Annotated in this window: 27 protein-coding genes, 1 tRNA gene and 1 pseudogene; 14 read left to right on the top strand and 15 right to left on the bottom strand. The window is 35.9% G+C overall.

All coding sequences use genetic code 11. The features are described 5' to 3' along the window. Positions 1-257: 257 nt before the first annotated feature. Complete coding sequence (locus ABD859_RS22110; protein WP_345146916.1) at positions 258-536, bottom strand: hypothetical protein; 279 nt, start codon at positions 534-536, stop codon at positions 258-260. Between the two features lie 302 nt (positions 537-838). Between ABD859_RS22110 and ABD859_RS22115 the strand changes: the two genes are divergently transcribed. From ABD859_RS22115 to ABD859_RS22145, 7 genes are all read left to right on the top strand, one after another. Continuing rightward, positions 839-1,291: an Hsp20/alpha crystallin family protein gene (locus ABD859_RS22115; protein ID WP_345146917.1), complete on the top strand. Its 453-nt coding sequence runs from the start codon at positions 839-841 to the stop codon at positions 1,289-1,291. A 64-nt stretch (positions 1,292-1,355) separates the two neighbouring features. Next, the gene (locus tag ABD859_RS22120) at positions 1,356-2,516 is read left to right on the top strand and encodes a cation:proton antiporter domain-containing protein (protein WP_345146918.1); all 1,161 of its coding nucleotides are present in this window, start codon (positions 1,356-1,358) and stop codon (positions 2,514-2,516) included. 739 nt (positions 2,517-3,255) lie between these two features. Further along, positions 3,256-4,089 carry a T9SS sorting signal type C domain-containing protein gene (locus tag ABD859_RS22125; protein ID WP_345146919.1) on the top strand — a complete coding sequence of 278 codons (834 nt, stop codon included), beginning with the start codon at positions 3,256-3,258 and terminating at the stop codon, positions 4,087-4,089. A 642-nt stretch (positions 4,090-4,731) separates the two neighbouring features. Next, positions 4,732-5,166, top strand: coding sequence for a hypothetical protein (locus tag ABD859_RS22130; protein WP_345146920.1), 435 nt, complete (start codon positions 4,732-4,734; stop codon positions 5,164-5,166). Between the two features lie 18 nt (positions 5,167-5,184). Then, complete coding sequence (locus tag ABD859_RS22135) at positions 5,185-5,775, top strand: globin family protein (RefSeq protein WP_345146921.1); 591 nt, start codon at positions 5,185-5,187, stop codon at positions 5,773-5,775. Positions 5,776-6,048: 273 nt separating this feature from the next. Then, entirely contained in the window at positions 6,049-7,353 is a 1,305-nt protein-coding gene (gene hemA, locus ABD859_RS22140) for a glutamyl-tRNA reductase (RefSeq protein ID WP_345146922.1), read from the top strand. A gap of 174 nt (positions 7,354-7,527) precedes the next feature. Further along, positions 7,528-7,908, top strand: a complete 381-nt coding sequence (locus tag ABD859_RS22145) for a response regulator (RefSeq protein ID WP_345146923.1) — start codon at positions 7,528-7,530, stop codon at positions 7,906-7,908. Between the two features lie 24 nt (positions 7,909-7,932). Here ABD859_RS22145 and ABD859_RS22150 read toward each other — a convergent pair whose 3' ends face one another. The 14 genes and pseudogenes from ABD859_RS22150 to ABD859_RS22215 form a co-directional block, all read right to left on the bottom strand. After that, on the bottom strand, positions 7,933-9,351 hold the full coding sequence (locus ABD859_RS22150) for an SDR family oxidoreductase (protein ID WP_345146924.1): 1,419 nt from the start codon (positions 9,349-9,351) through the stop codon (positions 7,933-7,935). A 10-nt stretch (positions 9,352-9,361) separates the two neighbouring features. Continuing rightward, complete coding sequence (locus tag ABD859_RS22155; protein WP_345146925.1) at positions 9,362-10,045, bottom strand: SDR family NAD(P)-dependent oxidoreductase; 684 nt, start codon at positions 10,043-10,045, stop codon at positions 9,362-9,364. Positions 10,046-10,760: 715 nt separating this feature from the next. Then, positions 10,761-11,945 carry a DUF3570 domain-containing protein gene (locus ABD859_RS22160; protein ID WP_345146926.1) on the bottom strand — a complete coding sequence of 395 codons (1,185 nt, stop codon included), beginning with the start codon at positions 11,943-11,945 and terminating at the stop codon, positions 10,761-10,763. Positions 11,946-11,962: 17 nt separating this feature from the next. Beyond that, positions 11,963-12,172: a DUF4266 domain-containing protein gene (locus ABD859_RS22165; RefSeq protein WP_345147065.1), complete on the bottom strand. Its 210-nt coding sequence runs from the start codon at positions 12,170-12,172 to the stop codon at positions 11,963-11,965. Positions 12,173-12,192: 20 nt separating this feature from the next. Continuing rightward, entirely contained in the window at positions 12,193-13,086 is an 894-nt protein-coding gene (locus ABD859_RS22170) for an FAD:protein FMN transferase (RefSeq protein WP_345147066.1), read from the bottom strand. Positions 13,087-13,126: 40 nt separating this feature from the next. After that, the gene (locus ABD859_RS22175; RefSeq protein WP_345146927.1) at positions 13,127-13,561 is read right to left on the bottom strand and encodes a thioredoxin family protein; all 435 of its coding nucleotides are present in this window, start codon (positions 13,559-13,561) and stop codon (positions 13,127-13,129) included. Positions 13,562-13,664: 103 nt separating this feature from the next. Continuing rightward, positions 13,665-14,354 (bottom strand): VIT1/CCC1 transporter family protein, encoded by a 690-nt coding sequence (locus ABD859_RS22180; protein WP_345146929.1) that lies wholly within the window; start codon positions 14,352-14,354, stop codon positions 13,665-13,667. Positions 14,355-14,363: 9 nt separating this feature from the next. Next, the gene (locus ABD859_RS22185; protein ID WP_345146931.1) at positions 14,364-14,762 is read right to left on the bottom strand and encodes a hypothetical protein; all 399 of its coding nucleotides are present in this window, start codon (positions 14,760-14,762) and stop codon (positions 14,364-14,366) included. 319 nt (positions 14,763-15,081) lie between these two features. Further along, positions 15,082-16,392: a site-specific integrase gene (locus tag ABD859_RS22190; RefSeq protein ID WP_345146932.1), complete on the bottom strand. Its 1,311-nt coding sequence runs from the start codon at positions 16,390-16,392 to the stop codon at positions 15,082-15,084. 292 nt (positions 16,393-16,684) lie between these two features. Continuing rightward, a tRNA-Tyr gene (locus tag ABD859_RS22195) sits at positions 16,685-16,765 on the bottom strand. A gap of 458 nt (positions 16,766-17,223) precedes the next feature. Next, positions 17,224-17,610: pseudogene (locus tag ABD859_RS22200) on the bottom strand (peroxiredoxin family protein); the annotation flags it as partial. A gap of 18 nt (positions 17,611-17,628) precedes the next feature. Continuing rightward, positions 17,629-18,390, bottom strand: a complete 762-nt coding sequence (locus tag ABD859_RS22205) for a DUF4369 domain-containing protein (RefSeq protein ID WP_345146933.1) — start codon at positions 18,388-18,390, stop codon at positions 17,629-17,631. Positions 18,391-18,649: 259 nt separating this feature from the next. Beyond that, entirely contained in the window at positions 18,650-19,090 is a 441-nt protein-coding gene (locus ABD859_RS22210; RefSeq protein WP_345146934.1) for a KTSC domain-containing protein, read from the bottom strand. A gap of 279 nt (positions 19,091-19,369) precedes the next feature. Beyond that, positions 19,370-19,621 carry a hypothetical protein gene (locus ABD859_RS22215; RefSeq protein ID WP_345146935.1) on the bottom strand — a complete coding sequence of 84 codons (252 nt, stop codon included), beginning with the start codon at positions 19,619-19,621 and terminating at the stop codon, positions 19,370-19,372. An 85-nt stretch (positions 19,622-19,706) separates the two neighbouring features. Here ABD859_RS22215 and ABD859_RS22220 point away from each other — a divergent pair, with 85 nt between their 5' ends. The 7 genes from ABD859_RS22220 to ABD859_RS22250 all read left to right on the top strand — a co-directional run bounded on the left by ABD859_RS22220 (position 19,707) and on the right by ABD859_RS22250 (position 24,878). Next, positions 19,707-20,249 carry a hypothetical protein gene (locus tag ABD859_RS22220; protein ID WP_345146936.1) on the top strand — a complete coding sequence of 181 codons (543 nt, stop codon included), beginning with the start codon at positions 19,707-19,709 and terminating at the stop codon, positions 20,247-20,249. Then, positions 20,249-20,398, top strand: a complete 150-nt coding sequence (locus tag ABD859_RS22225) for a hypothetical protein (protein ID WP_345146937.1) — start codon at positions 20,249-20,251, stop codon at positions 20,396-20,398. The genes ABD859_RS22220 and ABD859_RS22225 overlap by 1 nt, the downstream gene beginning before the upstream one ends. A 73-nt stretch (positions 20,399-20,471) precedes the next feature. Beyond that, positions 20,472-20,705 (top strand): hypothetical protein, encoded by a 234-nt coding sequence (locus ABD859_RS22230; protein ID WP_345146938.1) that lies wholly within the window; start codon positions 20,472-20,474, stop codon positions 20,703-20,705. Beyond that, positions 20,677-21,075 (top strand): YchJ family protein, encoded by a 399-nt coding sequence (locus ABD859_RS22235; protein WP_345146939.1) that lies wholly within the window; start codon positions 20,677-20,679, stop codon positions 21,073-21,075. The genes ABD859_RS22230 and ABD859_RS22235 overlap by 29 nt, the downstream gene beginning before the upstream one ends. Before the next feature lie 106 nt (positions 21,076-21,181). Then, the gene (locus ABD859_RS22240; protein WP_345146940.1) at positions 21,182-22,300 is read left to right on the top strand and encodes a vWA domain-containing protein; all 1,119 of its coding nucleotides are present in this window, start codon (positions 21,182-21,184) and stop codon (positions 22,298-22,300) included. A gap of 154 nt (positions 22,301-22,454) precedes the next feature. Then, complete coding sequence (locus tag ABD859_RS22245) at positions 22,455-23,918, top strand: AAA family ATPase (protein ID WP_345146941.1); 1,464 nt, start codon at positions 22,455-22,457, stop codon at positions 23,916-23,918. A 105-nt stretch (positions 23,919-24,023) separates the two neighbouring features. Continuing rightward, the gene (locus tag ABD859_RS22250; RefSeq protein ID WP_345146943.1) at positions 24,024-24,878 is read left to right on the top strand and encodes an EamA family transporter; all 855 of its coding nucleotides are present in this window, start codon (positions 24,024-24,026) and stop codon (positions 24,876-24,878) included. Positions 24,879-25,018 lie beyond the last annotated feature (140 nt).

Consider the following 25,018-nt stretch of genomic DNA (forward strand, 5'->3'; position numbering starts at 1 on the left):
ACTTAATCGTTGTAAAGACGGTGTTAAATGTTCTGAAGAAGAGCATTTAAAAAACAGAAGAAGTGAGTTTTTAATTTTATCTATATAAGTGTGGTAAAATAAATGTAAAGCCTGAAAATATTTTTCAGGCTTTTTTTATTTACCATATTCTGAATTCCTAAATACTTTATTGAATTACGGCATTACTTATTACAGGTGCTCGTTGACGGGTTCCGATTACTGCTGTATTTGTACTTGATTTAGACAGGCTGTCCTGCTTATTGATCTAATGATTGGATTGAAATTTTTGAACCGCTCACTGCAGCCCAACGGATCTCTTGAGCATCACTTAAAAATACCAGTCCCTGATCTTGCAGGAATGTCAAATTTTCAATAATGACCATCTCCTGAATTTTTTCATAGGAGTTTCTGTCTGATAATGCAGCAGAGAAACTCAGCGGGGGATTTATAATTTTGATAAGTTCCTGTACAGTCATCGTGCTGGCAGGTTGACCATTAAGTATTTTTAAAATCTCTGAACATAGCTTTGTCTGCATACTAAATTATTCTTACGTTGTCAAAGATATAAAATGAGCTTGTGATATCCTGTATCACATATACTATTCAGCGGCAGTATCAACCGTAAATAAATGGGGAAGTATCATGGATTTTATATTTGATCCTCCCGCATACTGTTCCTATTAGACTTTTTTTTTAAAAGAGGTGCTAAATGACATTTTTTCACCATCTAATTCTGAAAAAATGTCAGATTTATCCACTGGCATATTTTTTGTTTTTTGCTTAATGCACACCGTGCAAGTTCAAAAATTTATTGTATAACAATTTAAAAATTACTGTTATGAATCTTATTAAAAGAAATGGAAACCATCTGCCGGTTCTTCCAAGCTTGTTTTTTGATGATGTTTTTGGCCGCGATCTTTTCAATTGGGAAAACAACAATTTTTCAACAACAAGCACAACACTGCCGTCAGTGAACATTAAAGAAACAGCTGATAATTATGAAGTCGAAGTTGCTGCTCCTGGAATGAACAAGGATGATTTTAAAATTACCTTGGATAATGGGCAGCTGATTATCTCTTCGGTGAAACAAAATGAAGTGAACAGCCGAGAAGAAAATTTTACCCGCAGGGAGTTCAGCTATCAATCTTTTCAGCGAAGTTTTGTACTTCCAAAAAATGTGGTAGATGAGGAAAAAATAAGTGCGCGTTATGAAAACGGACTTTTATTGCTGTCGATTCCAAAAATGGAACAGGCTAAACAAAAAGCCCCAAGGATGATTGATATATCTTAATTTCATTAACTGCAAAAAAAAGAAAGCTGCCCAATAAGGCAGCTTTCTTCATAAATACTTCATTATGTTATCACAATTATTCTCAGGGATATCGGTGATGTCCTTTGTAATACTGCTGCTTATTCTGCTGCTTCGACGTTTAAAGCAGCCTTATTTTATTGCTTATATTGGATCAGGAGTGCTTTTAGGCCCCTATGTTTTTAATGTCATTCATGAAGTTGATGTAATTTTAGAACTAGGTGAAATTGGCATTGTTTTTTTACTTTTTTCTATAGGGAATGAAATTGATCTGCAGTATCTAAAGCATAATTTTTTCAAGCCTTTGTTAATTGCGCTGGTACAGCTTATATTAAGTTTAACGTTCATGTATTTTATAGGTACATATGCAGGATGGAAAAGTACGACTATACTATTAACAGCTTTTGTAATTAGTCTCAGCAGTTCGGCTATTGTATTTCAGTATTTGGAAAGGACAGGTGAGATTACCAGCCGGCTTGGTACAATAACCTGCGGTGTTTTGCTGATACAGGATATTTTGGTAATCCCAATGATGCTGGTGCTTAATTATATGTCAGGCACTGCTGTTTCCTCTGTCCAGTTTTTGAAAGTTTTTTTGGGAGGAGTACTGATGATTGTTTTTTTAAGAATTGCCGTCAGCAGCAAAAGGTTTAAGTTTCCTATTGGGAAAGAAATAGCATCGGACCATGAACTGCAGATTTTTGTTGGTTTTGCACTATGTTTCGGTATGTCATGGCTAAGCGGCTGGTTTGGGCTGTCTACCGCTTTTGGCGCATTCGTTTCCGGAATTGTTATAGGTCATGATAAAGCAACACGCTGGCTGGGAAAATCACTTACTCCCTTTAAAGTTTTTTTTATGGCATTCTTTTTTATGGCAGTAGGATTACAGCTCGATGTTCATTTCTTTGCCAAAAACGCGCTGACCATTATTGTAATTTCTCTAGCAGTTCTTCTCATTAATAGTTTTCTCAATGCGATTGTATTTAAGATTGTAAAAAATTCCTGGCGTGACAGTATATACGGCGGTGCGCTTTTAGCCCAGATAGGAGAGTTCAGCTTTGTTTTAATGTCTATGGCAGCGGCTTTAAAACTTGTAGAAGATTATACCTATCAGCTGACCTTGTCGGTAATTACCCTCACGATGTTTTTGACTACTGTCTGGCTGATGATAATCCAGGAATTGATTTACAGCAAAAATCCACATTAATTTTAATGTGGATTTTTCATTTTATCAAAAACAGCTGATGCTCTGCGTCAAGATGCAGTAAATTGTATTTCTAACGTGCATTTTTTTTGATCTGCCTTTAAAAATTAAGATTGGAAAGATGTTCCGGGTGCAGAAGTTCTGTAGTAATAGTTCCTTTGATGTATAAAAGGCAGAACTTCTAAGGTTCTAAAAAGACGTAAACAAATTTAATATAAAACCGCAGATGTACGATGTTGTCATAAAAGATAACGCAATACAGTCTGCTCTGCTGGTACTGAATAAAATTGAAATCTTTTTTGGTGATCGGTTTTCGTGAAAAAGAGGCAGATTGAATGTTCTTTCTTTTATATATGTCAGCTTCTGATGTTCAATACTTTAATTCTTTTGTTGGAATGGTACGCATATAAGGCCTCCAGAGTATCTATAGGATTAAAACTTTTCAGGTAAAATTTTAAGAATATTTTGTTATTTATATCGAATAATTCGTATATTAGTGATGTGCCTGATCGTTCAAAGGCAGATTTTATAGATAAACAGCATCTCGGCTGTTTAATATAGTGTACAGCATTTGCTTTTCTGCTGTACCATACATCATGTGTTTTTATTTATTGTTAGAGAAAGATATGCTTTCAGTCTTCTTTTAGCTTCAACCGCTGAGAGATCGGCTCATAGTGTGCTGTATCTGAATATTAGAATTGTACCTAATTTTTATACTTAATTAATCTTTAAACTTTGTCTTATGAAAAAAAATTACGTGTTCTTTGTGCTGCTTTTTCTTATGCAATCAGTTCTAGTATTCAATTCTGCGGCAGCCTGCCCTGCACGCGGAGCGCATGGCGATCAATCCCTAGATCCAGCCGGCTGTCCTGCTTACACCGATAAGACATTCGAGTATGAAAGACATCGGGTATGGATTAATCTGACCAACTCCCAGGGACTGTTTAAACAGATTTTAATTGCGTATGTGACAGGAGCTACCAACGGGTATGATCATAATTATGATGCGCCTACCATGGACGCCAATAAGTATGCAGATTTTTACAGCATCAGCCAAGCGGATAAGCTGGCTATTCAGGGTCGTGCTGTGCCGTTTGATGCGTCTGATACTGTTCCTTTGGGATACAGATCCATAATTAAGGGAGACCTCACCATTTCAATCGATCATGCTGATGGTGATCTGGATGTCATCAATATTTATTTAGAAGACAAAGCCACGGGCAGTCTTCACAATTTAAAAAACGGCGGGTACACGTTTTCTACCATTGAAGGGACTTTTACCGAGCGTTTTGTAATCCGTTATATTGCGGATAAAAAATTAGGACTGCACGATGCAGAAAAAATACCCCAGCATTTCAGCGCCGCTTCAAGAAATCAAATTATCAGTTTAAAATCGTCACCTTCTGCCTTAAAGAAAGTTTCTGTTTTTGATATTACCGGTAAATTACTTTACAACTGTCCTCAGGTTGGAACATCTGAACATGAGATTACAAGTATTCAAGCAGGCCCGCAGATATTACTCGTGAAAGCGACCTTAGAGAATGAAGAAGTACAGACAAGAAAGGTTCTTTTCTAATCGCTTATTTATCTAAGAGTATTTTTTCGAACTACAAAAAAAAAATTATAACTTTTGCAGTCAATAACTGCCGCTGCGCAGTGTGTTTAATTATGGTCGTGATATGATCGAATAAGCCCGAAATTTTTTCGGGCTTTTTTTTGCATACAATCGACTAGAAAGGAAAAAGCCCGACAGATATCGCAGTGTTTTTCTCTGTGATCTGCGGGCCTTGTCCATAAACATAACCTTCCTTAAATGTTTTATTTGCAGGGGATAAAATAGCGCGGTCATTGACCGGTACGCGTACAAAAATACAAATTAAATCTCGTATTGGGTACGGAAATTTCTACTCAATCTTACCAAATTGTATGGTTATTTTTCAGTTGACCGAAACTAATGGCGCAAGATTACTCCTTAAGGGGGTACCGCTTGTACTTTATAACGACCGGATGAGTATGGCAGATTTACGCCGACAACACTTCGTAAGCCAATATTAACGGTTCAGACAATTCACCAGTAATGTTGTTAATTTTACTAATGATTCCTTTAAATATTATTTAAAATTATTCTAAACTAATATTTTTCAGCAAATTTTAAAAACCTGCTTGTACATACCTTCGTATATAATTATTAAAATCTAACCATTATAATAATTGACCTATGAAAATTAACAAGATTATAAAAAAAGGACTTATGATTACGGCAGTGATTACCTTCATATTCACTGCAATTCTTCTTTTCCATATTATTACTGCTAAGCCGGCTGTCTATGATACTCCAAACCTGCAGGTAAGTCGAATTGATTTTAAAACCGATATTGATTCTGTTCAGGCCAGACAGATTTGTACCGACTTAAGATCCATTAAAGGACTAACTTCGGATTCTATTATTGTGAAAAGAAATGTGGTGGTTTACTTTCATAATAACCAAATTACCAATTCTAAAAAGGTTTATGCACAGCTTATGGCCAAAAGACATTATGATGCAAAGCCTTATATTCTGCCTGCTGATCTAGCAGGAAAAGAAGTTTGTCCTATAGACCAAAATAGTATGAGTTATAAATTATCTCAGAAAATTAATCATTTTTTTAATTAACCTTTAAATATTTTTGTTATGAAAAATTATTCCAAAATTGCCTTAAGTGTATTATTTATTTCATCAGCAGCTTTTACTTCCTGCAGTAATGATAACGACAGTCCGGAACCAGTTGTAAAAGCCTCTATATATGAACGTTTAGGAGGTACAAAAATGGTTGCTGATCCCGATAATTCTGGACAGATGATCGAACAGGGGCGTCTAAGCTTCCGAAAAGTGGTGAACTCCACTATCGGACTAATTGTGGCTGACATTCAATCTAATGCGGCAGGGAATCTTCAGGCGCATTTTGCACCTCTTCTGGCTGAAACAGGTACAACCCAGTCTACTAATATTGCGAAGCTGTCTGATAATCTGACTGATTTCTTTTCTTTTAATACAGGAGGGACCAATGCCGTGAATACTTATTCAGGCCTGAGCATGAGCGCTGCTCATAATCCCGCAACCAATCCTCGAATGGGTACAAAATCCAGCAATGCCGATTATACCAAATTCGAAGGTTATGTTGGAGCGGCAGCCAATGCCAATGGAGTGGCTTCAAACACCGAATTGTATACCGATATTGTAGCGGTTTTAGAATCGTTAAGAACTCCTATCGTCCAAAAATAGTAATCTTCCAAAAGCACTGCCTGAATTTACGGGCAGTGCTATATCTGCAAATGATGCTGTTTTGCTGTCTGGAGAATGCTGCTTCATGTTTATTATGGTTAATACCATAGTGTAAATTATTTAATGTATTTAGTTCAGTATTGAACTATTGCCGTGCGCGCGGCTTTTTCCTGAATCCATTTTTACAGAATCAACAAGACGCTTTTCTGTCGTAATTATTATAAAAACGGCTGACATTGATTTTTTGAATCTTTTAATTACTAACCTGATCCTATGGAAAATTTCAACCTGTCCCAAACCACCACATTTTATGCTTTAGGAGTAAGCTATAAAAAAGCAGATGCGGCCTGCAGAGGAAAATTTAGTTTAAATTCTAAAGCACAGTCAGATCTGCTTGCACAAGCTAAAAACGAAGGCATTGCAGCATTAATTGTCATTTCTACCTGCAACAGAACCGAAATTTACGGCTTTGCTCGTCATCCTTACGAGTTAATAAAACTCCTTTGTGAGAATACGAAAGGCAGTGTGGAAGAATTTCAGCAGACAGGTTATATTTATAAAAATAAAGGCGCGGTAGATCATTTTTTCCGAGTGGGAAGTGGTTTAGACAGCCAGATCCTGGGGGATTTTGAAATTATCGGGCAGATTAAAACAGCTTTCAATAACAGTAAGCAGTCAGGGCTGGTCAATACTTTCTTAGACCGGTTGATAAACGCCGTGATCCAAACCAGTAAAAGAGTTAAAACAGAAACTGGAATTTCGTGCGGGGCGGCATCTGTTTCTTTTGCGGCGGTGCGTTATATCATGGCATCTGTGCCGGAGATTGGCAGCAAAAAAATACTTTTGCTGGGAACGGGAAAAATCGGCAGGAATACCTGCCAGAATCTTGTGAAGCATAGTAAAAACGCAGGGATTACCCTGATAAACAGAACTAAAAATAAAGCAGAAGCACTCGCGGGAAAATTGGATATTACTGTCAGGGATTACACCGAACTGCCAAAAGAACTACAGCAGTGTGATATTCTGATAGTAGCGACTGGAGCCGAGCAGCCAACCATTTCTAAGAGAATGCTTGAGTCCAATAAAACCTTATTGATTCTTGATCTGTCTGTTCCAAGAAATGTAGACCCGAATGTGCAGGAGCTCTCGGGAGTGACATTGATTCATATGGACTGCCTGTCACAGATGAAAGATGATACGCTGGAGAAAAGAAAACAGCATATTCCGGCTGCCGAAGCTGTAATTGAAGACATGAAAATGGAATTTAATACCTGGATGAATACACGGCAGTATGCTCCGTTTCTACAAGCACTAAAAGCAAAATTAAATGATATTGCGGCTGCTGAAGCGGCTGTCCAGAAAAGAAAATCGATAAATTTTGATCAAGTTCAGGCCGATGCAGTAAATTCTAGAATTGTTCAAAAGATAACAAGTCATTTTGCCAGTTACTTAAAAAATGACGATTGTTCGATTGAGGAGAGTATTCAATTTATGCAAAAAGTATTTCAGCTTGGTCAGTACGGGCCTGAGAAGAATAATTCTGCTTTTGAAGAAAAATACCACATCAATCTATCCTAAAGATCCTTTATTAATATTAAAATTATTCGTGCTTTTTTTACAGCTGTCATTACTTGTGATGTGATGGCTACTATTTCTTTCATGATTTTTTTACCATTTTTTTTTATTTTTATTATTTCTGAATAATGGTATATTTTATAAAAATATAAATGTCCAAAAACTTATTCTATCAGTATGCAGACAAAAGAAATCCTTCTAATTGATGATGATCAAGATGATATTAAGAATTTTATGGATGCCATTGAATCTCTCCCAAAAAAGATTCATTGCAGAAGCTCTGATAATCCTGTAGAAATTCTTGAAGAACTGGCAGCAGCCCCAATACTTCCGGATTTAATACTGCTGGATTATAATATGCCGTATATAAACGGAATGGAATTTCTTCGTAAGCTAAAAAGTTATAACCATCTTGCAGACGTTGAAGTTGTGATGTTTTCAACACCTGATGAAAATGTAATGCTTCCCTGGCTTGAAAAAAATAATATAGCGGTGAAATATATTTCAAAGCCTGATACATTCGAGGAGCTGAGAACTTTGTTTGATGCAATATTGTAATCTGTTTTAAAGAACTTGCTGATTTCAATCCGCCACTTTTTTAAGCATCCCGCTAAAAATAAAGCCATGAAAAGGAAGCACAGAATACCAATACAATTTTCCCAGAAAACCTCTGGGTCTGAAAGTAGCAGCCTGATATAAGGTGTTATTTATAATCTTGAATTCAAGCCATGCCTCTCCGGGCAGCTTCATTTCTGCATAGAGAACCAATTTTCCCTGTTTTTTGTCGGCATACACTACCCGCCAGAAGTCTAATGCATCTCCGGCAGACAGTGCATTTTTATGGGTTCTTCCCCTTCTTGTGCCGACACCTCCCGCCAGTTTATCAATAAACCCGCGCAGATTCCACAGCCATTCGCCGTAGTACCATCCGGTTTCTCCGCCGATGGACCAAATTCTTTCTATCGTATTTTCGCGGTTTACTATCGCTCTTTTTCTTCTGTCTATATAACAATTCTTCTTTGGAACCTTTAAGTATTGATTCATATTTCCATGAAAGCGGCTGCTGGCCAGAGCGTCTTTCCAGCTTGATATAACCACACCCTGCTGTATTTTTTCTAAGGCCCGGCTCAAAGCCATACTGTAGGATATCGGTTTGACTTCTAAAAGCGTATTGATACGATTATCGTGACATATTACTTCGACTTTCATGCTGCTTACCAGAGCAGATGCGAGTTTATAAGAGGTGGATGTAACAAAATAGAGCCAGTATGACGATAATTTTGGGGTCATAACCGGAATGGTAAAAATATAACGTTTTAATTGCTTTGCTTTGGCAAATCCCCGCAGCATCTCTTTATAGGTAAGTATATCAGGTCCGCCTATGTCAAAGGTTTGGCGGTATGTTTGAGGATTTAAAAGTGACCGGGATAAAAATTCTAATACATCGGAAACTGCTATGGGCTGACACCGGGTATTGAGCCATTTTGGTGTAATCATCACAGGCAGTTTATCAACCAGATCCCGTATAATCTCAAAAGATGCGCTACCCGAACCTACTATAATGCCCGCTCTGAGAGTGGTTAGTGGAATACAGGAGCTGTGTAAAATATCTTCGACCGCTTTTCGGGAAGATAAGTGTTTCGATAAAGATTTATCATTAAAAATACCGCTGAGATATATAATCTGCTGAACGCTGGTGAGCTGGAGCCTGCTGATGAAATTAACAGCCGAGGCACTTTCCATGGAATCATAGTGAACCGATGTATCTGACATCGAGTGAATGAGATAATAAGCAGCATCTATATCTTCAGGAATATTTATAAGACTCTCGGGCTCAAGAAAATCAATTTCGATCACTTTGACATGTTCTTTGGATAATGCGGGATATTGGAACCTGCTTATATCCCTTACACAGCAGATAACTTCATGACCGTTTTGCAGAAGCAGGGGTAAAAGCCTTTTTCCTATATATCCTGTTGCGCCTGTTAAAAGAATTTTCATATTTTAATCCTTATAATTTAAAACTTACAAGACCGTAATCCATTACAAAAACCTGTCCCGAAATCGAACCGGCTCGCTCAGAAATCAAATAATCAACCATTTGTGCTGCTTCCTGGGGCTGCAGATAATTCTTCATGGGATGACGTTCCCTCATGTTTTCCTTCATTCTATCGTTTCTTAAAATAGATGCTGAAAGCGTTGTTTCGGTAATAGTAGGCGCAACAGCATTGATGCGCACCTGGCCCGCGAGTTCTGCGCCAAGGGATTTTACCAGACCTTCAACTGCTGATTTTGATGCAGCGATACTGCTGTGAAAAGGCATTCCCAGTTTAGCTGCCACAGTACTGAATAGTACTATCGAAGGATTTTTTCCTTTTTTTAATAAGGGAAGATATTTCTGAATTACCCTTACAGCTCCTATAACATTAATTTCAAAATCATTTCTAAAATCCTCAATCTGCAGATTTTGGATAGGTTTAAGCGTGATGGATCCCGGACAGTAAATTAATGAATCAATATGATCTATTTCAGGTAGTGCATCGTTCAAAATATCAACTGGGTAATGAATAAGATTATGATGGATAATTTCAGGTGCCCTGCGGCTCAGGTTGTAAACAATGCTGTTTTGCAATTGCTCAGACAATATTGCATTTCCAATGCCTCTGCTTGCTCCGACAATTAAAATTTTTTTCATAGCTGTAATAATTTAAATTATTCGCAGTAAAAAAGGGCTTTTAATTTCAGCTTATTGGCTAAGAAGTTAAAAGTCAGCTATACTAGTATAAATATAGTGATTTGTTTAATTTTTTACAAATAAGTTAAACAAAATTAGGGTTTTGATTCTAGAGCAGGCACATTTAAGAAAATCCTCCAGAAGGGATATGATTGAATTGATACTTCAGTTTCAACCTGCTATTTCGTATCAGATTAACTGCTGAGCAGATCGCATTGTTTTGAGCAGTTTTAAATCATTTAGATCGTATACAAAGCTTTTTTAATTATGATATTTTTTTTGAATACTAAATTTTTCTTTGATAATTTAGAATGAAAAATAGAGCAGAGTGCATGAACCTAACAGTCCGGCGGCACTTGTAATAGAGAAGGAATGTTATACTGCTGCTGATTAACAAAGAGCAATCTGTATTAGTGTGTTATTGAGAAAAAACATTTTCGTACAGCTTTATTTTCCACAATTAAGGAGCAAAATAAAAATGCCGTCTGATTTTCAAACGGCATTTTTTTAATTTTAAATGATCTTTCAACTAAGTAAATTCCATATCATTATGCTCAGAGTAATCATTTCTTTTGTTTTATTACTTTTCTATTCCCTTGTCTCATTATTTTAAACCTATTCTTAATAGAAATCATGTCAAGCTGCTTTTTATAAAGAAATGCATCGTACTTATTGTCTATTTATATTTTATATTAATGCTGATAATGTCTGAAACCAGATTAGTGGTACGGCTGTAATGCCCGTAACGAATCTCTACAGTATTCCAGTGTTTAAGTCCGAAGATGCCGTTAGGAGGAGTGAATTTCATACCCATTCCTAAGAAACTGCTGTCGAATTTTGATAAATCATAGTTACTGGTGTAATATTCATCTGCTGCAGTATGAACTCCATACGGTTTGAAATACTTTGTACCGGTTTGTGTATAGTATCTATAGAAAGGACTCAGTGAAAAGGCCTGCGTTAACTTTACCGGGATTTCAAGGTCAGCAGTGTGCGCACGCAGACTCCAATCGTCCGTGTAATAGCGATAGTAAGCTCTGATAATGATGTTGTCTCCAGCAAAATAACTAGCCCGTATTCCAAGAGGGATTTTAAGTCGGGTGTCAGGCATTTTTTCCTGATGTACTGATCCGTCTTGAAAATATACCCTGTGAAAAGGAAGACTTAAATATCCGTTCTGGCTTATTAGGTCTCCAACAAGCATGATCTGAAGATTTTTATTTATTATCTGGCTGTAACTTAAAGTTCCTGCAAAGGTATTACGATTTGCTGTGCCGTAACTGTCACTTCCAAGGACGCGGAGTTCATCAGGAAGTATTAATTTGAGCTGGTCGATAAAGGTTTGGAATCGGGCTGTAAACTCGCCGCTTCTGTCAGCGGTTTTCTTAGAAAAGCTGATATTTCCACCAAATGACTGGTAGTCAAACTCTGTTGAGGAAGAAACTCCAATTCCCAGGGTGCTGCCTTTTTGCTCGTTTTCTCTCAAATAGGTTAAAGACGGGTAAAAGCGGTTGTCAGAAGATGATGCGGAGGAATTTGCACTCAGGTCAATCATATCAGAAGATGCCGAGGTATAGTGGTCAATACCGGCTTCAATATCAAAGGTGTGCTTAATACCTGTTTGTCCGTATTTTACAAGCTTAACATCGATCGTATTGGCAATATCTGTAAGATGTTCTGAACCTCGTCCTCCTGTGACTGCTGCGTTATCCCCGTTTTGTTTGTAATAACTTGAAACCAGATTTACTTCTTCCACTTTTAGTTTTTTACTTTTATAATTTGTCGAATCTGGAGGTATATTTTGTGCTTTTGCCTGTAATAAGGCCAGCAGCGCAAATCCTGTAATAAATATTCTTTTCATCGCTGGATTCTATTAAATTAATTACAGCCGCATCCGCCGCCGCTTTTTCCTGAATTGGCACCGGAAGCTCCCTCGCGGTAGGATTGAAAACTAAGTTCTGTTTTCTCTATTTTTCTATTAGAGAGCACCATTTCGGAATCATTAAGTTTTCCTTTCTGATATTCTTTGACAGGAGTGCAGGAGGTAAGCAGCAACCCCGTCAAGGCTGTACAGCATAAAAGTTTCATATTTTTTTGTTTTGGCTTTTTCATTTCAGGTTAATGTTTTTAGAAGTGTAAATTGTATTGTTGTCGTCAATAATGATACAATATAGATCTGGAATCTGATCTATTAAAAACAAGCCTGCTTGAATGCCCATAACAGCAATGGGGGTAGCCATTGCGTCTGCAAATTCGGCATTTGATGCTATAATGGTTACGCTTTTAATGCCGGTTATGGGAAGTCCTGTTTTTGGGTCAATGGTATGTGAATATTTTTTTCCGTCTATGAGGACAAACTTTTCATAATTTCCTGAAGTGGCTACAGCTTTATTGGATATTTCCATATACGAGAAAGCAGCAGTCGGGGAATCAGGATCCGCAACGCCTATAGTCCATTTACGACCGCTGGGCTGCAGTCCCCATGCAGAAAGGTCCCCGCTGGCATTAATAATACCGCTGTGGACATTGTTTGCAATGAGAATTTGTTTAGCCATCTCTGCGGCATAACCTTTTCCTATTCCGCCAAATCCAATCCGCATTCCTTTTTCTTTTAAGAATACTGTTGTGTTTGCAGGGTCTAAAATGATATTACGATAATCTATTAGATGCACCATCTTTCGGGCCGTTGCAGCATCGGGGAGTCTGGTCATGGTCTTGTCGAAATTCCAAAGACTTTTATCAATGCTTCCATAGGAAATATCAAATGCTCCCTGCGTGATTCTCGAAATCCCTGTCGATCTTTCGATAAGATTAAAAACTTCCAAGTCTACTTTGACTGGTTTTATGCCTGCATTGGCATTGATAAGGCTGGTCTGGCTTTCTTCATTGTAGGTGGTCAGCAGTTTTTCAATGCGCTTGATTTCGGCAACTGCAAGATCAATATATCCGTTTGCCTTTTGCTCGCTTCCGCATACCACTGTGATGGTAAAGCTGTTGCCCATGAGCTTTAGGGTTTGAGAATATTTGTGGTTTTCTGAGGGCTTATTGGCGGCTTTCACAGATCGTTTTTATTTCGTCGGTCCACTGCTCTGGTGTGATATCAGGCTTCCCATGCCAAGTTTTAATCACTTTTCCCTGCGAATCCAAAAGCAGTGTCAGGGGGAAACTGCCTTCCTTATTGTATATTTCGGCTAACCCTTCATTTCGTTTTACCTGTTCAGGTGTTCCGGTATTTTTCTTTTTTCGAGGAAAATCAGCATTCACCAGGATTAAATTTTTGTCAGCCATTTGTGTGAATGCGTTATTTTCCAAGTAGTCCCTACGAAGGACAATACATGGACCGCACCAATCGGATCCCGAGAAATTAAGAAGTATCAGCTTATGATCTTGAGCTGCATTTTTTTTGGCAGTATTAAAATCGGGCTCCCAATTTATAGGAAGCACTGCAAGAATAAAAAATAAGGAGATGAGTTTCATAGTGCTGCATTTTTAATTATATACGAAATAACGCATTACTGGGTTTGTTATTTTTTTTTAATGCTTAAGATTGCATTAATTTTTACGGCTGCAGTTATACATATTAGGGAGTCTGTACGCCAAAAAGATGTCCAACCAAAGCAGAAGCTGCCATTGCGAAAGTACCCCACATGCAGATTCTCAGCACCGCTTTACCGGTTTGCGAACCTCCAGCTTTAGCGGCCAGGATGCCTGATAAGGCTAAGAAGATAATTGAAAACCCGTATTGGTATAAGACCATTTGATGTATTGGAGCAAAAACAGCAGTCAAAAGCGGCAGGATCCCGCCGATGATAAAGGAAAAAGCAGAGGCAAAGGCAGCTGTGAAAGGATTTGCCTGCGTAATTTCATTGATTCCAAGTTCATCTCTGGCATGTGTCTCAAGTGCATTATGAGCTGTTAACTGCACCGCGACTTGCCTGGCCAGTTCTGGCTCCAGACCTCTTTCAATGTAAATTTGCGCCAATTCTTCAAGTTCAGATTCCGGCGTATTTTCAAGTTCGGCCTTTTCGCGCTGAAGATCAGCATTTTCTACATCAGCCTGAGAACTAACCGATACGTATTCCCCTGCAGCCATGGAAAGAGCACCGGCGGTTAAACCTGCAGCAGCGGCCAGTAATACAGGTTCTCGTGTGACACTGGCAGCGGCGACACCTATAGCAATGCTTGATGTGGATAAAATACCATCATTGGCTCCCAAAACAGCAGCTCTGAGCCAGCCGCTTCGATTGATATAATGATTTTCCGTTTTCATATCAGTATTTTATCGTAATTTGGTCCAGTCGCGATCTGCGGTACTTTTAGGAACGCCTCCAAAATTAGTTTTAAGAAGTTCCCTTATCTGAAATTGTGTTTTATTGGATGTGTTTTTTTTCCATTCTTTAAAATCATAGATATGAATCTGTTCGGCATTTTGATTGACAACAAATGAAATTCCGGAGATTAGTGTTTTGTATTGCTTTAAATTATGCAAAATAGTCCGGCTGGGCACAACAATAAGTATATTTTCCCATTTTAAATAGTCTTTTGGAATGTCCTCTCTTTCATTAAATCCAAGTGATTCAAAAAAAGCGTTTATTTTTTGATTGTTCAGCAGTTTGATCCTCTGATCAATTTTATCAAGCGTCTCATTAAAATCTTTTTTGTCGGTCTTGGTATCCATTTTTTATACTCTTTTTTATGAATAAAGTTACTTCAAAATTGTTTACAATCAGATATCTAGGCTGTTAGAATGGTTCTAAATTTTATGCGATTCTTTTAGAAGTTGGACGGCTGATTAAATGATCTTCACTTGCGTAAATTTAGCTGTGAGCGTTTATGTATATAATTCACTGTACTATTGACTGACGATGCATTTTTAATTCAATTTCTATAGGTACAGCAGATAATGAGCTTAGTTATCAGGCTCCAAAAGCGGTATTATTTTACTAGAAAAAAAGGCGGTTATTTTATTTAGGATAACCGCCTTTATGTTAAGTAAATTAGTATAGAGGTACGTCGTATTTTTTCTTTATTGCCTCTATTTCTTTCTCTAACCTTTGCAGAACTGCAATATCAGATTCAGAAATCTTGGGCTTCTTTTTGTTGAGTTTTTTGTTCAGCAGTGACATTTCTCTGCCTATCGAGGCTTGCTCGGTAATGGCATACGCTTCTGTTTGTTTGACGGATGCATGTCCCAGCAGTTCTTTTACTACATGTATGGGTACATTATTATTCAATGTCACGGTGCTTCCAAATGTACGACGCGCCATATGGGTATTCAATGTAAAGGGAAAGCCGCATAGATGAGCTACCTCTTTTAGGTATTCATTCATTTTCTGGTTGGATGAAACTGGCAATACAGTACCACGCTGAACACAGAGAGGATGATCTTTATATTTTTCAATTATATTAAGCGCCTGAGGAAGCAGCGGTATGTTGGTGGTGGAATTGGTTTTCTGTCTCTCCGACATAATCCATAAATTGCCGTCAATGCCGTCTTTTATGTCTGTTCTTTTAAGCTGATAGGCATCAATGTAAGCCAGTCCGGTGTAACACTGGAACACAAATACATCTCGGACTACATTAAGCCTGTCTGTTGTAAAATAGTGTCTTTCGAGCTCATATAATTCCTGAGTGGTAAGTGGTTTCTTTACAAGCTTAGTCTTTCGGCTTTTGAAATTTTTAAAAGGATCTTTCGCCAGCAGTTCTTTGTCAATTGCGCGGATGACAATCTTTTTGAAATTAGCAATGTACTTCAGGGTAGTGTTATTACTGCAATTACGGACTGTTCTAAGATAAAATTCAAAATCCTTAACAAACTCCAGACTTAAATCTTCAAATTCATAATCATCCTTTTTAAATTTAAATTTGATAAAAGATGTTAAATGGTTTTTAGTGATTGTAAAGCGGTCAAGGGTTCCTTCGGCATAACCTCGTCCGAGAAGAGCCTGCATTTCATCGTTGTGCTTTTGGAATTCTTCCAGTACCTTAATTTTAGGAGCTGTTCTTCCCAGAACCTGATCCATCACTTTCTCGGCTGTTATTGATTTACCGCTGTACATCATTTCTGTTTTAATTTCATTAATCTTCAGGGTCAATGAATCCAAAAAGAAATTTAGGGACTTCGCATCTTCTTTAGAGCCGACGGCTCTTTCCATTTTCTGATCCCATCTGGCAGGATCCCATTTACGCTTGGTGGATGATTCCTTTGGAATGCCGTCTATGGTAATTCTGAAGTAAACGGTTTTAATTTTTTTGTCATTACTGGTTGTTTTCAAGAAGAAAACCAACCCAAAGCTGCTTTCTAACATAATTCAATGTTTTAGGTTAATAAATGTAGAATTATGGCGTGTAAAAAACAAGTCGTTAACCTCTTTAACCCCTGTGTTTATACAGGATTAGCCCAAATTCTGTGGCAGTTTTGCCGACAGACCAAACTGCCACGATTCTGCCACAGAAGTTTTGAGCGCTTTTTAAAAAATTGAAAAATGCCGTAAAAGCAAAAAACCTGCGAATCCATTGGATTTGCAGGTCTTACCACGTTTTTTGCGGGCTTTTGAAAAGATTGAAAAACTTTCATTTTTGCCTCTTTTACCCTTTTAGTGGGGAGAGCAGGATTCGAACCTGCGAAGTTCACACAGCAGATTTACAGTCTGCCCTCGTTGGCCGCTTGAGTATCTCCCCGATCTCAGCTTTTTTGTTGTGCTTAGTTGTTCTTAGCGGTGGCAAAGATAGCAACGTTTTCTAGATTTCCAAACAAAAAAATGACTTAATTTTAAGTTATTTTAAAGTTATTTTTTAATTCGTTGGAATTGAATAAAATAAAAAACATTATTTTTTAATTTATTTTTCAAAAGTAGTGTTTTTCTTATGGTTATTTTGTGGATTTTGCTTTGAATTTTGCTTCAATAAAGTTGTCATTGATTGTTTTTATTGGGTATTTTGGAATAAATACCCACGAAAAAATCCATTTTAATATTGTTTTGTGATCACATTTCTAAACAAAATAAATATCAGTAGGATTAATTCATTGTAAATTCTTTTTAAAGCGAGTTTTGTTTTTACTAACGAAGCTTTTTGGATCGACATGAAACAAAAAAAATCTCCCGAAGGAGATTTTTTATTTATTTTGAAGTATAGAATTATTTTGCAAGTAATTCTAAAATTTTAGCTTTTAATTCCGGACCTCTTAAATCCTGAGCTACCACTTTTCCAGATGCATCAAGAATAAAAGTAGCTGGGATTGATTCAACATTATATTGTTTTGCAATTGGCTCATCCCAGAATTTTAGATTAGAAACATGCGTCCAGGTTAAACCATCGGCAGCAATCGCTTCTTTCCAGTGTTCAGCATCTTTATCTAAAGATACACCCACAATATTTAATCCTTTTGAATGTAATTCTTTGTAAATAGCCACAACGTTTGGATTTTCTTTTCTGCATGGTCCGCACCATGAAGCCCAGAAATCTACAATAGTTACTTTGCCTAAACTTTCTTTAAGCGAAACTACTTTACCTTGTGGATTAGGAGCCGAAAAATCTGCTCTTCATTTAGCACTGCCAACTGGAGGAGCTGTTGCACCAACCGCAGGCATTTTTGCTTGACCTAGTCTAGTTTTGATTTCTTTACCAGGAGTTGTGTTTTTTACAGATTCGTCTAAAGCATTGTATAAACTTTCAGCTTTTTTCATATCTGTACTTGGATCATTAATCATTCCTTGTAAAATTAATACAGAAATGAATGATTTTGGGTGAGATTCTGCGTAAGCTAAATATTTCTTTTTACTGTTAGCCTGAACTTCTGTCTGGATTTCCATGTATTGTTTCATCAAGCTGTTGATAGTTGCTGTATCTTGAGCTTGTTGAGCTTGCTGCATTTTTTGTGTATTTTTTTTCTGGAAATCAATTAAGTTCTTTTGAGTTTTAGTAAGCTCTTCATTGAATTTTGTGTACTCATCATTGTTGTAAGTTCCAGAAACTTTAGATTTGTGGATACTGTCTTTATCAACTTCAATATTAATTTCTCCAGTTTCTAATATAAACGGATATGGCTGATTAGCACCTTGAATAATTAATGTATGAAAAGCAGGCTCAGTAACTTTTCCTTTTATTTCAAATTTTCCATTTTCAACTTTTACTGTATCCAGCGCAACTGACATTCTTGTAGCAGGATCTAAACCTTGAAGAATGATAGTTTTTCCGTTTTCAATTCCTTTTGCAGTACCTGTAATTAGGTATTCTCCATCTTTAACTTTACTGCATGAAATTATAGCTGCAGAAGCTGTAAGTAAAAAAAGTATTTTTTTCATTATAAAAAATTAATTAGTTAATTGATTTGTGCAACAAAAGTATCTAAAATTATAAAACATATAGAATTTTGTAACCTAAAATTTTGTTATAGTTTTTTTTGGTCTAATTGTCCTAAAATCAAGGGTTTTGTTGCTTTTATTTGATTTAAAACTCTTATTTATTTTTAGTTTGTAACGTGAAGATAGCGTTTTTGTAATAATAATGTATAAAAAAAGCACTCTGTAAAAAGAGTGCTTTGTATACTATTGTTAGAATAAATTATTCTTGATTTGTTTTCTTTCTCCAAGTAAAAGCGTTCAAAATATGTCTTTTTGCAAATCTCGCAGGAGAATCTGCATTTACCATTTTTACATAAGTTGCTTTAGGAACACTAATGTATTCGTAAACACTTCCGTTAGAAAAATCGATAATTAAACGACCTTCAACAAATTTAAAATCAGTAATAGAACAAGTTGAAATTGTTTCTGTATACTCAGGTAAATTAAGTTTGATGGTATCAGGGTGAATACTTACTAAAAAGTGATAAGCTTCAATAATTGTTTTACTTTTTTCTTCTGCAGCTTTTAAACCAGCGTCATCTCCTACAAATTTATCAGGATGAGATTCTTTCATCGCATTGCGATAAATTGTTTTTAAATCTTTTAACTCTGCAGTTTTTTCTACGTTTAATAATTTACGGTATTCAACTATTTTTTTCATAAATAAAAGATAACTACTTGTCTATTAGTTTAAATTTGATCTTTTTAGTTCAAATCGACAAATTTTTTGCAAAGGTACACTTTTTTTTAACTTTTCAGTTTTGAGCAGAAAAATATTTGTTTTTGTTTCAAATTACAATTCTGTGTTTAAGTTTAACCGCAAAGAACGCAAAGGATTTAAAAAGTATTATAAAACACAAAAGTTCGCAAAGCTTTGTATAAAAAACTTTGTGAACCTCTGCATAAATCTTAGTGTTTCTTGCGGTTAAATCAATGCAAATTACTTATTCTCAGGCTTATGATTAGCCTTGTCGAAATTTTTCGATTTCTTTGGATATTTCTCATAACTCATATCGCTTGGATTTTCGATTACTGATTTAATAGTAATCCAGTCACCAACCTCAAAGTTTGTGCTTGCAAGTTTATAATCTAAAAGATATTCGCCACAGAAATAATTGTTGTTCTCATCTTTTTCTATAATGCCGGTATAAACTCCTTTTTGCGGCATTTTTTCTTGTGAATCTTTAGACATGTTTTTATATTTTAAGTTAAAGATGCAAAGTTAATCATTTTAGGTTTGTTTTAGGGAGTTCGCCTCAATCTGAGTATATTTGCACATGCAGAAAAATTTTAAACCACATCCTAATTCTTTTAAGAATACGTTTTGTGTTTTTAATGAAGTACTTCCAGATCAAATAGAAGGTTTAAAAAAACAGTTTGAAAGTAAAGCAGGAAGTTCATATTATTATACCGAAGCCGGAATGTACCGTGTTTCAAACCATTGGGGAAGATTAGCAAACAGCAAATGGCGTTTATTGGCTCTTGAACCGGAAACAGATTCAAAAACAAAAATTGGATTTGCTGCCTGGGAAGAGTTTTATACTGATAATGCAGAAGAAAAACTCTATTATATAGAAGCCGACTTTGACAAAAATCTAGCTAATTATCAGCATAAAAATAATCCCGCTTATGATGGAAAAGCAATTTTAAGAACCAGTTTTGAAACAACCAAAAGGTTAAAACAAATTAGAAATTTGCAGCAATTAACATCTTGGGCAAAACATTTTGATTATGATGATATTGATGATTTAAGAAAACAAATTATCAACGAATTGATTTTTACCGAAAAAACTTTAGAACAAATTAAAAGAGAAGTGTAATGGGACGCAATAACGAACGAAATATTAAAATTCACAATGATAAATTGCACAAAGCCCAGGCTAAGAAAAAACAAGCCGAAGTTTCGCGAAAAGAAAAACTTAAAGAAATTGTGAAAAAATTCAACGAAAATAAAAACGAAGAGGAATAAAAAATAGTTTCAGGTTTCATGTTCCAAGTTAACATGAAACCTGAAACCTGAAACAAAAACAACAAAAGCACACATGAATAGTAAATTTGAAGAATTAAAACCAAGAGTACAGGAAATCATTGATTTGATTGCTGAAAAAAATGATAGAGAAGCTAATAATAAACTTCTTGAAGTAAGTGAAACATTAGATGAAATGATTGATTTTGCTGAAGAAGATGAAGAAGTAAGAGAAATAAGCCGTTATCAGGTTTTGCTGAATCAGCTGCACGTTAAAATTAATGGAGAAGAACCAGTTGATGGAGAGTAAAAAATGTTTCTGCGATACAGGATTACTTTTTGAAAATTGCTGTGGATTATATCTTCAGAATAATCAAAAAGCGCCGTCGGCTTTAGCTCTAATGCGTTCCAGATATTCAGGTTATGCAACTCATAATGCAGAATATCTCTTAGAAACCACTCATGTTTCTGAAAGAAAATATTATTCAAAAGCAGAAATCCTGAATTGGGCGGAAGCTAATAAATGGCAGAAACTCGAAATTTTGAGTTTTACTGAAAACACCGTAGAATTTAAAGCTTATTTTTTAGATTCTAATCAAAAACCACAGGTTCATTACGAATTTTCTACTTTTAAATTCGAAAATGGCGCTTGGTATTATGTTGATGGAAAGTTTGAATAATTATTATATCTAACACTGTTAGCTGTTGATTTTGGTTAAATATTTTAACTAAAAATTAATAAACGTTTCGTTTTTCATAATTCTAAAAAGATGTAATTTTAAAATTATGAAAAACGAATTTAAAAAAGGTTTTTATTTTAAGTCGTACGAAGCTCCCTTTCAGTCTCCGTTTGAGAAACTTTTTGGCATTTTTAAAGAGCTGATCACCCATACTTCGGGGGATTTTGATGAAGCAATTAATTGGCTTAGGGAGTTAGATAAAGAATATAAACTGACCGATGAGAACTACACAATCGATGATTTTATCGAAGATTTAAAAAAGAAAGGTTACATAAAAGACGAAGTTAAACCAGATGGTTCAAATGGTTTAGGTATAACTGCAAAAACAGAACGAGCAATTCGCCAGCAGGCTTTAGACCAGATTTTTGGAAATTTAAAGCGTTCTGGAAACGGAAATCACAAAACTAAACATGCCGGCAACGGAGATGAACATACCGGAGAATTCCGTGAATTTAATTTTGGAGATGGTTTAGAACGTATTTCCTTGACGGAAAGTCTTAGAAACGCACAAATCAATAACGGAGTTGAAAGTTTCATGCTTACCGAAAATGATTTGGTTGTTGAAGAAACCCAGCACAAAGCACAAATGAGTACGGTTTTGATGATCGACATCAGCCACAGTATGATTTTATACGGAGAAGACCGAATTACTCCGGCTAAAAAAGTAGCAATGGCTTTGGCTGAACTTATAACAACCAGATATCCAAAAGATACATTGGATATTTTGGTTTTTGGAAACGATGCCTGGACAATTCCTATTAAAGATTTACCATATCTGCAAGTTGGACCGTATCATACCAATACAGTTGCTGGGTTGCAATTGGCAATGGATATTTTGCGTAGAAAACGAAATACCAACAAGCAGATTTTCATGATTACCGATGGTAAACCAAGTTGTGTCCGTGAGCGAGACGGTTCATATTACATGAACAGTAACGGGCTCGACGAATACATTGTAGATAAATGTTATACACAGGCGCAGCAGGCAAGAAAACTGCATATTCCTATTACAACATTTATGATTGCCAGAGATCCTTATTTACAGCGATTTGTAAATCATTTTACAGAAGCCAATCAGGGAAAAGCATTTTATACAGGATTAAAAGGTCTGGGTGAAATGATTTTTGAAGATTATGAAACGAATAGGAAGAAGAGGGTTCGTTAGAAAGGTGCTAAGGTTCAAAGGTTCAAAGGTCTCTTTTTGAAAAAAATATATACAATGCATATCGTAGAGACGCACTGCTGTGCGTCTACACAAAGATATGACACAATATTGTCCATCATTATCAAAAACAATTAAAATTATACATTTCAATAAAATGGAAATAAACAATATAAAAACATTAGGGCAGTTAAAAGCTGCAGGATATAAAAGCACTAGTATAAAAGACGAATTGCGAAATAATCTGCGTGAAAAAATTAAATCGGGGAAACCGGTTTTTGAAGGTGTTCACGGATTTGAAAACACAGTAATTCCAGAATTGGAACGTGCTATTCTTTCTCGTCATAATATTAATTTATTAGGTCTTCGCGGACAGGCAAAAACGCGTCTGGCGCGCAAAATGGTTGAATTATTAGACGAGTATATTCCGTTTGTAACCGGTTCAGAAATTAATGACGATCCGCTTAATCCAATTTCGCGTTTTGCCAAAGATTTAATTGATGAAAAAGGAGATGAAACTCCAATTTCATGGTTGCATAGAAACGAGCGTTTCTTCGAAAAGCTGGCGACGCCAGATGTTACCGTTGCAGATTTAATTGGTGATGTTGACCCAATAAAAGCAGCAAATTTAAAACTTTCGTATGCAGATGACCGCGTGATTCATTTCGGAATGATTCCGAGAGCAAATCGCTGTATTTTCGTAATCAACGAATTACCGGATTTACAAGCCAGAATTCAGGTAGCTCTGTTCAATATTTTGCAAGAAGGTGATATTCAAATTCGTGGTTTCAAGTTAAGAATGCCGCTTGATATGCAGTTTATTTTTACGGCAAACCCAGAAGATTATACAAACAGAGGAAGCATCGTAACACCTTTAAAAGACAGAATTGGTTCACAGATTTTAACGCATTATCCTGAAAGTGTACAAATTGCAAGAACTATTACAGAACAGGAAGCAAAACTGGATCAAAGCCAAAGTGATATTGTGTATGTGCCAAGTCTGGCAAAAGACATTTTAGAACAAATAAGTTTTGAAGCACGCGAAAGCGAATATATCGATAACAAAAGCGGTGTAAGTGCCAGAATGAGCATCACTGCGTTTGAAAACCTGATTAGTACAGCAGAACGCCGCGCTTTAAAAACGGGAGCAGATACAACAAATTTGCGTTTGTCTGATTTTATGGGAATTATTCCAGCCATTACAGGAAAAGTAGAATTAGTTTACGAAGGAGAGCAGGAGGGAGCTGCTGTGGTTGCGCAACATTTGATAGGTTCGGCCATTAGGACTTTGTTTCCAACATTTTTTCCTAAAATTGAAAAGCTGGAAAAACCGGGAGAAAAAACGCCATATTCTGATTTAATAGAATGGTTTTTTGCCGAAAGTGGTTTCGAATTATTAGATGATGCTTCTGATGCTGAATATCAAAATATTTTGAATGAAGTAACACCTTTAGATTCACTTCTGAAAAAATACCAGCCAGAATTAGATAAAAAAGACCAATATTTCATGAAAGAGTTTGTTTTATGGGCATTGGTAGAATATAATAAATTAAGCAAAGATCGTTTTGCGCAAGGCCATCAGTTTAAAGATATGTACGGCAGTTATATCAGCAAACTTTAAAGATCTTTCTTTTTAGAATTTTAATCTGGTCTAGCCGGTTTTTTAAAACCGGCTGGGCCTTTTCAATTTAGAATAGTTTACTTTTACCTTCCAAAAAATAAATTTATGTTGTTTCTTATTTTAAGTGTTCTATGCAGTGTTACAGTGGGTGTAATCTTCAAAATAACCCGAAAATACAATGCAGATCCTATCCAGATTATTACTTTCAATTATGTAATGGCGCTTATTTTGTGCTATTTTACATTTAGTCCGGATTTGGGTGTTGTACATGCAGATGCACCTTGGAATATTTATGCAGCGGTTGGTGTTTTACTGCCAATAGTTTTCTTGTTTTTGTTTACTTCTATAAAATATATGGGAATCGTTAAGACTGATGCTGCACAGCGTTTATCTTTATTTATTCCTATAATTGCTGCATGGTTAATTTTTAAAGAAGATTTTAATTCCTATAAAGTTATAGGGCTTGTAATTGGATTTATTGCACTTTTGTTCATTTTAAGCAAGCAATCAACCAACGATCAAAACAAATGGATTTATCCGGCTGCCGTATTTATAGGTTTTGGTATCATTGATATACTTTTTAAACAGATTGCACTTTTTACCGCTTTGCCTTATACAACATCGTTATTTATAGTTTTTGATATTTCACTGGCTGTTTCTCTTTTAATTGTAATATATAATGTAGTCTTAAAAAAAGTACAGCTTCATTATAAAAATATTCTTTTTGGAGTTTTGGTTGGGATATTTAATTTCGGAAATATTCTATTTTATTTAAAAGCCCACAAAGCATTTGCCGAAAATCCATCTACAGTTTTTGCTGGAATGAATATGGGAGTTATTGTTTTAGGAAGTCTTGTTGGTCTTCTTTTCTTCAAAGAAAAACTATCAAAAATGAACTTCGCAGGAATTATTTTAGCCTTAATAGCTATCGTTTTTATTGTTTTTTCTCAATTAATGTAATTTTTTTTATTCTTTAAGGTGTTGATTTTTAAAGGATTTTGATTTTGTTTGAAAATTTTTTAAAACAAACTATACTAATTCGATAGAATTAATAAAATATATTTATAAATTTGTCATAACAATGAAAAACTATGTTCCAA

Source organism: Flavobacterium ginsengiterrae (assembly GCF_039539785.1).
GTDB lineage: Bacteria > Bacteroidota > Bacteroidia > Flavobacteriales > Flavobacteriaceae > Flavobacterium > Flavobacterium ginsengiterrae.

Bases quoted from the DNA above. Each gene is read 5' to 3' on its own strand.
- ABD859_RS22120 (WP_345146918.1), top strand. From the start codon at position 1,356: ATGTTATCACAATTATTCTCAGGGATATCGGTGATGTCCTTTGTAATA.
- ABD859_RS22250 (WP_345146943.1), top strand. From the start codon at position 24,024: ATGTTGTTTCTTATTTTAAGTGTTCTATGCAGTGTTACAGTGGGTGTA.
- ABD859_RS22130 (WP_345146920.1), top strand. From the start codon at position 4,732: ATGAAAATTAACAAGATTATAAAAAAAGGACTTATGATTACGGCAGTG.
- ABD859_RS22170 (WP_345147066.1), bottom strand. From the start codon at position 13,086: ATGGGCAACAGCTTTACCATCACAGTGGTATGCGGAAGCGAGCAAAAG.
- ABD859_RS22180 (WP_345146929.1), bottom strand. From the start codon at position 14,354: ATGAAAACGGAAAATCATTATATCAATCGAAGCGGCTGGCTCAGAGCT.
- ABD859_RS22160 (WP_345146926.1), bottom strand. From the start codon at position 11,945: ATGAAAAGAATATTTATTACAGGATTTGCGCTGCTGGCCTTATTACAG.
- ABD859_RS22175 (WP_345146927.1), bottom strand. From the start codon at position 13,561: ATGAAACTCATCTCCTTATTTTTTATTCTTGCAGTGCTTCCTATAAAT.
- ABD859_RS22165 (WP_345147065.1), bottom strand. From the start codon at position 12,172: ATGAAACTTTTATGCTGTACAGCCTTGACGGGGTTGCTGCTTACCTCC.
- ABD859_RS22185 (WP_345146931.1), bottom strand. From the start codon at position 14,762: ATGGATACCAAGACCGACAAAAAAGATTTTAATGAGACGCTTGATAAA.
- ABD859_RS22115 (WP_345146917.1), top strand. From the start codon at position 839: ATGAATCTTATTAAAAGAAATGGAAACCATCTGCCGGTTCTTCCAAGC.
- ABD859_RS22210 (WP_345146934.1), bottom strand. From the start codon at position 19,090: ATGAAAAAAATAGTTGAATACCGTAAATTATTAAACGTAGAAAAAACT.
- ABD859_RS22135 (WP_345146921.1), top strand. From the start codon at position 5,185: ATGAAAAATTATTCCAAAATTGCCTTAAGTGTATTATTTATTTCATCA.
- ABD859_RS22225 (WP_345146937.1), top strand. From the start codon at position 20,249: ATGGGACGCAATAACGAACGAAATATTAAAATTCACAATGATAAATTG.
- ABD859_RS22155 (WP_345146925.1), bottom strand. From the start codon at position 10,045: ATGAAAAAAATTTTAATTGTCGGAGCAAGCAGAGGCATTGGAAATGCA.
- ABD859_RS22205 (WP_345146933.1), bottom strand. From the start codon at position 18,390: ATGAAAAAAATACTTTTTTTACTTACAGCTTCTGCAGCTATAATTTCA.
- ABD859_RS22150 (WP_345146924.1), bottom strand. From the start codon at position 9,351: ATGAAAATTCTTTTAACAGGCGCAACAGGATATATAGGAAAAAGGCTT.
- ABD859_RS22220 (WP_345146936.1), top strand. From the start codon at position 19,707: ATGCAGAAAAATTTTAAACCACATCCTAATTCTTTTAAGAATACGTTT.
- ABD859_RS22215 (WP_345146935.1), bottom strand. From the start codon at position 19,621: ATGTCTAAAGATTCACAAGAAAAAATGCCGCAAAAAGGAGTTTATACC.
- ABD859_RS22230 (WP_345146938.1), top strand. From the start codon at position 20,472: ATGAATAGTAAATTTGAAGAATTAAAACCAAGAGTACAGGAAATCATT.
- ABD859_RS22110 (WP_345146916.1), bottom strand. From the start codon at position 536: ATGCAGACAAAGCTATGTTCAGAGATTTTAAAAATACTTAATGGTCAA.
- ABD859_RS22190 (WP_345146932.1), bottom strand. From the start codon at position 16,392: ATGTTAGAAAGCAGCTTTGGGTTGGTTTTCTTCTTGAAAACAACCAGT.
- hemA (WP_345146922.1), top strand. From the start codon at position 6,049: ATGGAAAATTTCAACCTGTCCCAAACCACCACATTTTATGCTTTAGGA.
- ABD859_RS22240 (WP_345146940.1), top strand. From the start codon at position 21,182: ATGAAAAACGAATTTAAAAAAGGTTTTTATTTTAAGTCGTACGAAGCT.
- ABD859_RS22235 (WP_345146939.1), top strand. From the start codon at position 20,677: ATGGAGAAGAACCAGTTGATGGAGAGTAAAAAATGTTTCTGCGATACA.
- ABD859_RS22145 (WP_345146923.1), top strand. From the start codon at position 7,528: ATGCAGACAAAAGAAATCCTTCTAATTGATGATGATCAAGATGATATT.
- ABD859_RS22125 (WP_345146919.1), top strand. From the start codon at position 3,256: ATGAAAAAAAATTACGTGTTCTTTGTGCTGCTTTTTCTTATGCAATCA.
- ABD859_RS22245 (WP_345146941.1), top strand. From the start codon at position 22,455: ATGGAAATAAACAATATAAAAACATTAGGGCAGTTAAAAGCTGCAGGA.